Here is a 5,454-nt window from a genome sequence, read left to right on the forward strand (position 1 = left end):
GAAAATCAACATCATTAAAACCTTCGGGTAGCTGTGGTCGACGAGACATCTGTTCTAGATAATGCATGGTAATGATGCCTAAGCATAGTTGGCGGCAGCTTAAGGATTTAGAAAATGCGATTGGTATGAGTTCTACAGTGTGAAAAATAAGAGGATGGTGTATGCTGCCTCTCCTCCTGAAAAAAAACGGCTATATGATCATGAGTTTTCTGATGAAGTAACCTCATACTATGATCAGTTCCCAATCCCGCCTGATATTAGTTTGGCCGTCTGCCAAGAATGGGGATTGCGACATCACCTTAATGGCAATTTTGTCATCACAATTGATATAGTTCCCTTTTCTTCAAAAAATAACACTGGCTGGTCTGAATCAATAAAATGTGACAAAGAAGTTATAGAGAAAATATCTTCGGACCAATTAAAAGTCTTTAGTCGTTTTGAAGAGAGGCTTTTGATAGAAAAATTGAGTAGTGAGCGTTATGGTTTGCCATGGAAGCCTGTGACAAGTAACCAAATTTCTGAAAACAGATTTAGAAATCTTGAATGGATGTACGCAGGAAATAATGCTACTGATAATGAAAGGAAGGTGATTGGAAAATACTTTGAGCTATTTCTTAAGGAAAGGGAAATATTTCATGAATCGCCTAAGCTTCTAGCTTTTCATAAAGCTTTATCTGAGAAAATGCAACTTCCTTTGGATAGTATGAAAAGAATTTTTTCGCTACTCTGCTGGAGAAAAGTAATTGTTTTTAATTATGAAAAGATTTTAACACCAAGATGCTTAATCGAAGGCAATATGTTTGATTTTAATATGGAGGCTTTTGATAGATGTGTTCAAACAGAAAGCTGCAAATCGATGAAGCAATACAGGTTATAGAATCAAGCTCGGTCAAACCAGCAATGTATCGTATTGTTCATGATGAAGATAATTTTTTATACTTGGTTGAAATATGTAAAAAACCAAGAAAACTTCATAGAGTAAACCGTTCTATATTAATTAAAGAGTTTGATGAAAATGACATAACTCGCTTTAAGTATGCAATACCTAGCTATCTTCTCCTACCAGAGAATGAAATTAATGAAGACTCTTTGAGAGAGATGAATAAAAGGTATGAAATTATGGGGCCTGTTGTAGAAAATATAAATGATGTTATAAAGAGGACTTCAGCAGGCCAGCAAGCAATAAAAGAAAGTATAGAAAAGTCCCGAGATTTAAATGATGGGACTTTATTGAATAAAACAACAATTTATGAATATACGTATCGATATCTTATGTATAGTAAGATAAAGACAGCATTACTTCCAGCTAGATCTTTACAAGGTGGAAGGGGGAAGCAGCGATCACATCGCAAAGACTCAAAACCTATAGGTAGACCAAGAACCACTAATAAAGAGATATCTACAATCAAAATAGAGGATGATGAGAAAGCAATTATCGTCAAAAGCTATAAAAGATATTATAAAAAAATGCACGAGCCCACAGGTGAATGTTGTAATGACAAAAAATCATTGTTAGATGCCATTTGGTTTGATTACTATAAAGATGGAGTTGATAAAAAAGGTAATATTATCTATCGAAAAGATCGCATAAGCGAGGCTCAATTAGAATATTGGCTCCCGCAGCTAATTGATGGTCATGAAGACCTTACTAGAAGGGTAGGTAAAAAGAATGCATCGAAGGATTACAGAGAGTCCTATGGTATAATTAATGATATTGCGAAAGGACCAGGACATACTTATGTCATAGATGCAAACAATGTTGATACATACCTAGGTAGTTCATTTGAGGAAGAAAAAAAGAATTCTGTTGGGAGAGCTCATCAGTACAATGTTGTTGATGTGTTTTCTGGGATGTTAGCTGTCACAACACTAGATTTCAGGAGTCCATGTAATGCTCGTTTTTTAGAAGCATTACTTGGTGCATATATAAAGAAATCAGATTTTGGAAAGCTGTGGGGAATTGAAATTGATGATGAGGATTGGCCGTGTGATTTGATTTCTTATGCGAATCTTTTAGATCGTGGTTCAGACTTTCTCTCAACTAAAAAGGAAATTGTTCATGGTCGCTTTGGCGTTATGGCATCATCTTTTTGCCCCGCTTTCACTCCAACGCAAAAATCATTGGTTGAGAGCACCAATAAGCTTTTTACCGAGCAGTTATTTCACAGATTGCCTGGAAGAGTGATTAAAGCACTAGCAAGAGGAGCAACTAACCCAGCGGAGTACTCATGTATTGAAATGCCCCAGGTATTTCAACTCTCAGCAGAGGTTGCTTATGGTATAAATAGGCGGCTACTTGATAGGAAATACCTAAGCGCGGATATGATGCGGGATGGAGTTAAGCCTATACCCATTGATATTTGGAAATGGGGTCTTGAAAACTGTAATTCATATGGGATTAGTTCTGATAATTTCGATAAAAAATTGATGATATTATCTTTGAGTGAGCAGGTAACTATAAGGGCAAATGAACAAGGTGTATATACAGTTGGTAATGGCAATAAAAATAAAATATTCTACGACCCAACTCATCCAGATATTCAAAAATTTGTAAAGTTTTATAGAGATCATTTTAACGCTAACTTGATTGGTGATTATTATACTGGGCACCGCATAATGGGGTCGGTAAATTTTCTCTACCTCATATCTAAATCTGATTCATCGATAATTAAATGCAGGATACATTCAAGGAGTCAGAGACTCGAGTATATGCATGTTGAGCAGGTTCTTAACCAGCTAGATAATGAAAGAGTAGAAGATGCTAAGATACGTGAAGAAAATGCTGCTCATAGAGGACGATTAACAGAGGCTCGTAGAAGTGCTTCAAAAACTGCACTTAGTAATCTTGCGAAAGGAAAAAAACAGGCCAAGAGTAGGGCCAAAAATATAAATGAAGAACAGAGTCTAGAACAGGCGATGCTTGATAAATTAAAAAAACAAAGGATTGAAGATTTTATTGGTGAATCTTCTAAAGAACAAAATAAAGATAAAAGTTCTGTTCCTGCTGGCGCTGAGTTTAACTCAAGTGATGATGACGACGATTTTGATGATTTTTTACAAGGTGTTTAAGTTGTGGATAAAAAGCTGAGAGAAAAAATATTCGTCAATCGAAGGATTCAACGGTGTATTATTTACGATCCAGTTTATGAGTCCCGTTTAGCTCGTTATTCTAACAACCCATTAACAGAGTCAATGTATAGTTTTATTACAAAGAATAGCGATGGAGATTTTGTCACTAAGAAAAATTTATTTGGCTCTATAAGGAAGTTACCTTACCATCAAGACAGGGATGAAAATGGTAAAATTGACCTTGATGAACTCTATGCAAAGGATCGTTCATTAATTTCTATGGGGTTAACTGATTGTTGTTTGCCGGATAAAGATTTATGGTTTGAAATATGGAATGAAATAACTGATGTTTTAATGGATGCCTATGTCTACAGAAATCCTTTGTCCTCAGAGCATATCAGGCATTTAACATCATTATCTTTACAAAACAGGAAAAATCCTGATGAAGTCAAACAAAAGAAAAAATATCTATTCACTCCTAGAAAAGTATGCCTGACATGCACTAAAACAAGTGTTTTTTTAGGTATAACAGGCGCTGGTAAAACATTTATGATAGAAAGTATTTTATCAGTTATCCCAAATATTATTTATCATAAAAGGTATAAGAATTTGCCTATCAATTTTGCTCAAATAACATGGGTGAAAATTGACTGCCTTCCATCTGGTTCTGAGAAAGGTATATGTTTACAGTATTTGGCCACGCTTGATTATTTATTAGGACATATAGGGAAGGATTGCTACTTCAAACCAAGTAGTCATAATAAAAGCATTGATATATTGCAGTTGGAAATGGCAATAGCATCAACAATTCATAATGTCGGATTTCTGGTAATTGATGATTCTGAAAATATTCTAAATAATAAGGAGCATGAAAGGCTTACAGCATTTCTAAGTGCTTTGGTTAACTGTGTCGGTGTCTCTGTGCTTTATATGGGTACGACAAAAATGTGGAAGCTTTTCACAAGTGAAAAGACAAAAGATTTCAGTGCAATACGACGAATAGCTACAGGCTTCTTTTATCAAGTGACCAGATATAACGCAGATGATAAATTTTGGAGGCAACTGGTTCAGCTCTTCTGGATCAACTTAATGGCAAAAGAAAAAGTAAATTTAACCGGAGAGTCAGAGGAAGAAAAGAAAGAAGCTGAACGATACTACTCAAAAATTTATGACTACACACAAGGAATTCCGGCAATTCTTGCTAGTTATATGCATCGTTGTAACCGTTACCTTGTTAATAAACAGTTAGATGAGATTAATGAAGCAGTATTGGATTATGTTTTTGAATATAGGATGATTATCATTCACGAGGGTATTAAAGCTCTTAGAGGTGATGGCCCTAATCCTTTTGGAGACCTTGAGGTGATACAGCAGCTGCTGGAAGAAGATAGGGCTGAAATGGGTAAACCTACAAGCTCTGGCCTTGAGCCTGTAATGGAAGAAGAGTGCGATGATGAAGGAGAAGATAGTCAAGACCTACATCCAGAGCCTATTGCAAGTGAGGGCGAGCGGCATGATGAATTTCTGAAATTACAGGCGCAACTTAAAGAAAGTCTTGGTCAGAAATCATGATATGAACGCACCACATTAAAGTTAATGAATTCCCAGAGTATAAGTACGTAAGTCTTGCTTTCATCCTGTCGCTAAGCCCTGTGCAGCCTTGGGAGCCAGGAAATATATGATTGCATTTGGTCACCTGCTTATGGAGTACGGATGGATACAATTCAGGTGTAAGGGCGAGGGCAACTTTCCGCCCCCTAAACCCAAATATAATTACAGTGTACTCCCACACCGACACCCGGGATCATTATAAGGACGCTTACAATATGAACATGGCTGATAGTAAAGCTTCTCAAAATTCTGTACTTCGGGAAGGTCCCTGTTTCGCTCACGATCAAAGTAAGGTTTGTTGTAGGTGGCCAGATACTCTCCGGGTATCGTGGTCAAGTCATCCCTTCTATTCGTTACATTTGAGCGGACACAAACTGCCATTGGTTCATGTCCGGCTGAGTCCATTGCTAGCTCAACTTCAGGATTTTTTTTTTCAACATCCTCTTCTGATTGCATCAAGGACAAACCAAACTCAAGGTCGTAGATTTCTCGTTCATCACGATCTTTTGTTGATGAAGCTTCTGCCTTAAGGATCAAGTCTTGGTCGATGGATATGTTCACCTCAAGCCTTTCGTGGAATGGCTTAACCTGATCATCAACCTTTAAAACCAAAGTGTCATAAGAGCTACGAGGGTCAGCGGAGGAAAACGGGAATGTAATTTAAATTGTGTAAACGCTTGTCGTTAATACTCCAAAATGGAGAATAACAATGAGCGTTGAAATCAACGAAAAACTGGTAGATCAAATAGCCAGTCAGATTAAAACTCAGGATGA

General features: G+C 36.8%; 4 protein-coding genes. 3 read left to right on the plus strand and 1 reads right to left on the minus strand.

The genetic code is table 11. The annotated features are described in order from the left end of the window. Positions 1–139: 139 nt before the first annotated feature. Genes AK963_RS24925 through AK963_RS24935 form a run of 3 tightly spaced genes read left to right on the plus strand, consistent with a single transcriptional unit; the run spans position 140 to position 4,641 of the window. Positions 140–877, plus strand: coding sequence for a PDDEXK family nuclease (locus AK963_RS24925; protein WP_066018092.1), 738 nt, complete (start codon positions 140–142; stop codon positions 875–877). Then, complete coding sequence (locus AK963_RS24930) at positions 829–3,069, plus strand: hypothetical protein (protein ID WP_139117644.1); 2,241 nt, start codon at positions 829–831, stop codon at positions 3,067–3,069. Before AK963_RS24925 ends, AK963_RS24930 begins: the two co-directional genes overlap by 49 nt. Positions 3,070–3,072: 3 nt before the next feature. Then, the gene (locus AK963_RS24935) at positions 3,073–4,641 is read left to right on the plus strand and encodes an AAA family ATPase (protein ID WP_139117645.1); all 1,569 of its coding nucleotides are present in this window, start codon (positions 3,073–3,075) and stop codon (positions 4,639–4,641) included. 201 nt (positions 4,642–4,842) lie between these two features. Here AK963_RS24935 and AK963_RS24940 read toward each other — a convergent pair whose 3' ends face one another. Continuing rightward, the gene (locus AK963_RS24940) at positions 4,843–5,241 is read right to left on the minus strand and encodes a hypothetical protein (protein WP_139117646.1); all 399 of its coding nucleotides are present in this window, start codon (positions 5,239–5,241) and stop codon (positions 4,843–4,845) included. Positions 5,242–5,454 lie beyond the last annotated feature (213 nt).

Source organism: Endozoicomonas atrinae (assembly GCF_001647025.1).
GTDB classification, from domain to species: Bacteria; Pseudomonadota; Gammaproteobacteria; order Pseudomonadales; family Endozoicomonadaceae; genus Endozoicomonas; species Endozoicomonas atrinae.